General features: G+C 44.3%; 6 protein-coding genes and 1 pseudogene. 4 read left to right on the top strand and 3 right to left on the bottom strand.

Annotated elements, in window-relative coordinates; genetic code table 11:
* Positions 1-15: 15 nt before the first annotated feature.
* Positions 16-966, bottom strand: coding sequence for a polysaccharide deacetylase family protein (locus A3739_RS09580; RefSeq protein WP_197469403.1), 951 nt, complete (start codon positions 964-966; stop codon positions 16-18).
* 271 nt (positions 967-1237) lie between these two features.
* Here A3739_RS09580 and A3739_RS09585 point away from each other — a divergent pair, with 271 nt between their 5' ends.
* The 4 genes and pseudogenes from A3739_RS09585 to A3739_RS09600 all read left to right on the top strand — a co-directional run.
* A complete protein-coding gene (locus A3739_RS09585; protein ID WP_068473278.1) occupies positions 1238-2299 on the top strand; it encodes a CNNM domain-containing protein in 1062 nt (353 codons plus the stop codon).
* Positions 2300-2311: 12 nt separating this feature from the next.
* Positions 2312-2704, top strand: coding sequence for a hypothetical protein (locus A3739_RS09590; protein ID WP_068473275.1), 393 nt, complete (start codon positions 2312-2314; stop codon positions 2702-2704).
* A 346-nt stretch (positions 2705-3050) separates the two neighbouring features.
* Positions 3051-3323 (top strand): hypothetical protein, encoded by a 273-nt coding sequence (locus tag A3739_RS29865; RefSeq protein WP_197472246.1) that lies wholly within the window; start codon positions 3051-3053, stop codon positions 3321-3323.
* 93 nt (positions 3324-3416) lie between these two features.
* A pseudogene (locus A3739_RS09600) lies at positions 3417-4295 on the top strand (alginate export family protein); the annotation flags it as partial.
* An 81-nt stretch (positions 4296-4376) separates the two neighbouring features.
* Here A3739_RS09600 and A3739_RS09605 read toward each other — a convergent pair.
* Complete coding sequence (locus tag A3739_RS09605) at positions 4377-4817, bottom strand: hypothetical protein (protein ID WP_068473270.1); 441 nt, start codon at positions 4815-4817, stop codon at positions 4377-4379.
* A gap of 98 nt (positions 4818-4915) precedes the next feature.
* Positions 4916-5374, bottom strand: a complete 459-nt coding sequence (locus tag A3739_RS09610) for a thioredoxin family protein (protein WP_068473266.1) — start codon at positions 5372-5374, stop codon at positions 4916-4918.
* Positions 5375-5502 lie beyond the last annotated feature (128 nt).

Raw genomic sequence — 5502 nt, forward strand, 5'->3', positions numbered from 1 at the left:
TCATCACGCTAGTGCTTATTCCTTGTACCACTCACCATTCGCTTTCGGTCTAATCCAAGCGTGCGAATACCAGTAATATCTGCCTTTTTCGGATGATGGTGCTGTGCAGTTAATGCGTGAACGGCCAACGGGGAGAGTAAGTTCTTGCTGAACGATGATACTGTTTTCTTCTTGCTTGATGGATACTGCATCACCCTCAAAAAAGCACGAAATACCTGCATACTTCCTATCAAATTCAAATCTTAAGCCTTTGCTTATACTGGGTTGTCGAACGATCTTTTGATTCGGAATGACCTTACTCGCATGTAGCGGCAAACTTGCGAGTTTTAACTTAAATTGTTTCATCGCACCGAAACGGTTGGTCATCGGGAATCGGGGTAATGCTGTTAGATCATGAGCATTGCCCACGGCGCCAGATTGCTGTCCAAAACTTACATAGCCGAGTTCTTGTGAGAGGCTTTGCACTTCTTGTGTATATTCCCCATAGGGATAAGCTAGCAGTTTGCTCGTATTAGGAATGTTTTGATCAATGATTTTCTCTGCGCGCAAGATATCTTCACGTAAACGAGCACGCCAATCCTCGTTTGTTTCGCCTTCTTGTTTACGAACGAGATGCAAATGGGTATGGGTGTGATTAGCAATGGTGGCGCCAAATTGCGTGACTTCTTTTAACTGATCCCATGTCATAAACAATTGATTGTTCTTTTTAATCGCTTGGGTGGCGACAAAGATCGTAAATGGCATATTCCGCTTTTTTAGTGCCGGAAAGGCCGAGCGATAAACTGACTCATAAGCATCATCAAACGTAATCGAGACCACTTTATCTGGGATGGTGCTTCCTTGCTGAAGATGCTGTACGAGTTTTGGGAGAGGCCAAACAGAAAAGCCTTGCTGCTCTATATGTTCTAAGTGTTGATCGAATAGCTGTGGACTGATACTCGTGCTCGGAGGCGTTTTGTCACTCACGTGATGATATTGCAGGATGACTGCTGATTGAGCCGTGAACGCTGATGATAAAAGTATTAGGCATATGAACAAACGGATGAAAAACATAGCTTGGTCTCGTGAAGCGTCGCAATGTGAAATGCTGAATCGATAGCACATACACTACACTGTTTTGAGCGCTTTGGCCTTGTGTTAATTAGATTAGCATCCATTCACTTAGAATAGTGGAATTGGCATAGTTGATTGTGTTGCAATTTGCTACATTAGAGCCTCAAGTGCTTGGAAAAAATACATGACCCTATTATTACTCTATCTTGCGATCGCGATTGGCGTATCGTTCTTATGCTCTATCTTAGAAGCTGTTCTCTTATCGATTACCCCTAGCTACAGCGAAACTATTCAATCAGAGAAGCCAAAACTGGGCGCTAAAATTGCCGAAGTTCGGACTAAACTAGACGAATCTCTTTCCAGTATTCTGATCTTAAATACCTTTGCGCATACGATGGGCGCAGCGGGGGTTGGGTCTCAAGCTGTTCAGGTTTATGGTGCCGAGTGGGAAACACTGATTGCGGTGTTACTCACCTTAGCTATTTTGTATTTTTCTGAGATTATTCCTAAGACATTGGGCGCGACCTATTGGCGGCAACTTGCTGTGCCGGCGTCTTTTACTATCTCTTGGTTAGTGAAAATTGTGTTCCCGCTAGTGTGGCTGTCGACGCGCTTGACCAAGTTATTCAGTAAAGACAAAGACAATGTGATTACGCGTGATGAAATTTTAGCGCTTGCCTCACTTGGCCAAAAAGACGGCACGATTGTCTCGCAAGAGAATGAATACTTATCAAATCTACTTCATCTTCGAGAAGTGGCGACGGAAGAAATTTTAACGCCTCGCAGTGTTGTGCATATGCTTCCTGCGGTCACCACCATTCAAGAAGCTTTGGATGATCCGCAAACAAGGCAATTTACACGTATACCTGTTTACGACGAGCATGTTGATGATGTGATTGGTCAGGTGATTCGTGCCGATCTATATGAAGCTGAACGCCAAGGCAAGGGTAGCGAGAGTATTGTTTCCGTTATTAAACCGTTGAGCCGTGTGTCCGATCGCTTACCTGTTCAAAAGCTCCTCGATACGTTCATTAAGAAGCGCGCACATTTGTTTTTGGTGACAGATGAGTTTGGCCAGAACGAAGGGGTTGTGTCTTTAGAAGATGCCATTGAAACTTTGCTAGGGCGAGAGATCATGGACGAGACGGACGCCGTTGAAGATATGCAGGCGCTTGCTCGTTCAAATCATCGCGAGAAGTTGCGAGAGACAAAAGCGCAAAGCGATGCGCCAGAGTCAAACGTCTAGGAGGTACATGCTGTGTCAAATGTTGCGAATGTACCAAGTGGTAAGTTAGAGAAGCTCGTTTTTGTCGCTTACTTATTACATTTCTTTAGCGCCTTTAATGGTTTGCTGTCTCCAGCACTTATCGTCACAGCTTTTCTCACCGGTTGGCCCTCTATTATTGCCTTGATCATCTGTTATGTGTGGCGTGATGAAGCTGCCGGTACATATTTAGATAGCCACTTTACTTGGCTCATACGCACCTTTTGGTTTGCCCTGTTATGTCTGGTAGTTGGCTTCATCTTAGTGTTTACAATTATTGGTGCGGTGATCGGTATTCCCATGTTGTTGATTTTAGGTCTTTGGGTTCTGTACCGATTATTGCGCGGCGTGCTTCGTTTGAATGCACGCTTGGGCATGTTGTTCTAAAAGGGTGAGCTACAAGCGCACTTAAATGCATCAAGGCCGCATTTTGCTTACATCGTGATTGAGCAAAAAAGTGAACTTTTCTTGTTTTTCTCTATTAAATCCTAAAAAAATGGATTCATTTCTTAGTTGGTCTGAACTTTGCAAGATCAGACGTGTGCTGCCATGGAGGTAGCCGCGTAAAGCGCTTGTAAGCGCAGGCAAAGAAGCCCAAACCATTATTCAGCTTAATTGCTGCCTAATGCTTTTTTTGTGCCTGAATTTCTGAGTTGATCAACGCCCCCGTAGAAGTTGCGATTGCGTTAGCTGAAGGCTAATGCCCCATTTTTTTATCGTAGAGGAAGTAAATATGCGTTCTAAGAAAAAACTAAAATCTTTTAGCCCAAAAAACATTCTTGCAACAGCGGTTGCCTTGGGATCTTGTTCGATGTCAGCACAGGCTTATGCAGCCGCAGAAACGGTTGCGGATGCCTTAGCATCCGGCACAGCTTGCGGCGATCTTCGTTTACGTTATGAAACGGTTGATCAAGATAACGCGCTAAAGGACGCAAGTGCATTAACCCTTAGAACACGTTTGGGTTATAAGACAGCCGAATACTCAGGCTCCTCAGGGTTGGTTTAATTTGAAGATTCGCGCGTGGTTGCAGGTGTGGATGAGTACAACAACGGCATTGGAAAAAATACGGGTGTTTAATCAGTTGTTGCCGACCCTGAAACCACTGAATTGGATCAAGCATTTTTGAAATATGGTGCCGGCAAGACAAGTGTCACGGTGGGTCGCCAGGTGATTGCTTTAGATAATCATCGTTTTGTTGGTCATGTCGGCAGGCGTCAGGATCGACAAACCTTTGATGGTGTTCGAGTTCTATCTGCATTAACAGATGCACTGGCTGCAGAATACGCTTATTTGAGTAAACGAAACCGTATTTTTGCTGAAGACAAAGATGTGGATGCGAAAGATCACTTGTTTAATGTCAGCTATAAGACTGGCCTTGGAAAGGTTTCTGCCTATGCGTATTTGCTAGAAGTTGATCAAGACGCAGAAAATGGTATCGATACCTACGGTGTTCGTTTCGCGGGCAAAAAAGAAATTTCTGAAGGTACAACTTTACTTTATAGCGCTGAACTAGCAACACAGGAATCAGAGTCAGCGACAACCTCCTATGACGCAGAGTACTTGGCACTCGAGTTAGGTGCCGCTGTGAAAGGAATTACCGCGAAACTAGGCTACGAACAATTGGGATCTGATGAAGGAATGTATGGTTTCTCAACCCCTCTCGCGACTGGCCATAAATTCAATGGCTGGACCGATCAATTTCTTGGAACGCCAAACCAAGGTCTAGTAGATACCTATGTATCTGTCAGCACAAAGCTAGCAGGCTTTAAGTTAGCTGCGACTTACCATGATTTTTCTGCGGATGAGAGCACTGCAGGAGTTGATGACTTCGGAAGCGAGCTTGATTTGTTGCTCGCGAAGAAGTTCAACAAAACCTATTCTGCTGGGTTTAAGTACGGTATGTACTCAGCGGGTGATGCTGGCACTAACAAAGTTGATACAGATAAAGCTTGGTTGTGGTTAGGTGCGAAGTTCTAATTAGTTGAGCTCCCTTAGCTAATTTTGCCGCCAATGTATTTCTGATACTTGGCGGCTTTTTTAGTTGGTTCGATCGTTTTGCTAAATAGCCGCATCTAGCAGCAAGAATCCTTCGCGTCCTGCGACAAAGATGACAGAGCACCACGCGAACGTAATGATTGTGATTTCAAGCAGAATTGAACGGCGGCTTTGCTTAAAGCGTCGGGCAATCACTGCATAGGTCGGTATGCCGATTAGAATTGGCGCAAGCACCGCTGATCCTCGTTTTCCGTACCTCTTCCAGATTCTAAGCACCTTTCTTAGATGCTTGTTGAATCCTTTTCGTTTCGACTGAAGTTTTTTTACCCACAAGTCAGTCAAAAACAACACGCTCACCGAAGATGATAGTGCAGCACCTAGATTGAATAAAAGCATCTCGATATAACTAAAACCGCTGCCCGCAGCAATGAATGGGCCTAGGTAGGTTTTCCACAGACTTAAAAAGTACATGGTCGCAGCTTGCAGGAAATACGTGTCGTCCATTTGTTCGCACTACTATTTATTTTGCGTTGATTGTGCGCGACTCTTTAATCAGCAGCAAGGCAAGAATGGTTTTTATGCGATTCAGTTGTACTGAGGCCTTATCGTCTCGTAAGTTGATTAAAGGCGACTCGAAGATCCTCTTTAGAAGTAATGCCGTGCAGAGTATTCGTTAGTCTTCCGTGCTTGTTGAATAGCAATAGCGTTGTCTTAGGGGCTTGGTATTTGCCAGCGAAAGTTTTGCCTTTCTTGTTGGCGAGGTTAGCAATTTTGAATTGTATGTCCTCGTCATACTCGGATTGGAGTGCATCTACGTTGCGCTTTAGTTGTGCGCAATTTGGGCAGTTTGGATCATGTACTTGAACCACAGTCGCTGTGCCATTGCCGATCACGGAAAGATCCTGTGTTGTCTGAATCACGTGACTATAGGCTGTTAGGCAAACGCCAAGAAAGGCTGCGAATACAGCGCTAATTCCAAGTTTTTTCAGGGTCTTAGGTGTAATTTTTTTACGTTTTACTTTTTGAGTTTTAGTAGTAGATGATTTCCCATGGCGTGCCATGATGCCTCCAGTGCGATTCTTTGCTGCTGAAAAAGATAGGGCTCTTGTGACATTCACGGTATAAAAAAGTTCATTCCAGTAAGGGATCTGGGCATGTCATCTTATGCCGTGATACATTCGTATAGTTA

This window comes from Oleiphilus sp. HI0067 (genome assembly GCF_001635735.1).

What these genes read in the sequence shown, in the direction of transcription:
- A3739_RS09585 (WP_068473278.1), top strand. Translation starts at nt 1,238, where the DNA reads ATGACCCTATTATTACTCTATCTTGCGATCGCGATTGGCGTATCGTTC.
- A3739_RS09605 (WP_068473270.1), bottom strand. Translation starts at nt 4,817, where the DNA reads ATGGACGACACGTATTTCCTGCAAGCTGCGACCATGTACTTTTTAAGT.
- A3739_RS09610 (WP_068473266.1), bottom strand. Translation starts at nt 5,374, where the DNA reads ATGGCACGCCATGGGAAATCATCTACTACTAAAACTCAAAAAGTAAAA.
- A3739_RS29865 (WP_197472246.1), top strand. Translation starts at nt 3,051, where the DNA reads ATGCGTTCTAAGAAAAAACTAAAATCTTTTAGCCCAAAAAACATTCTT.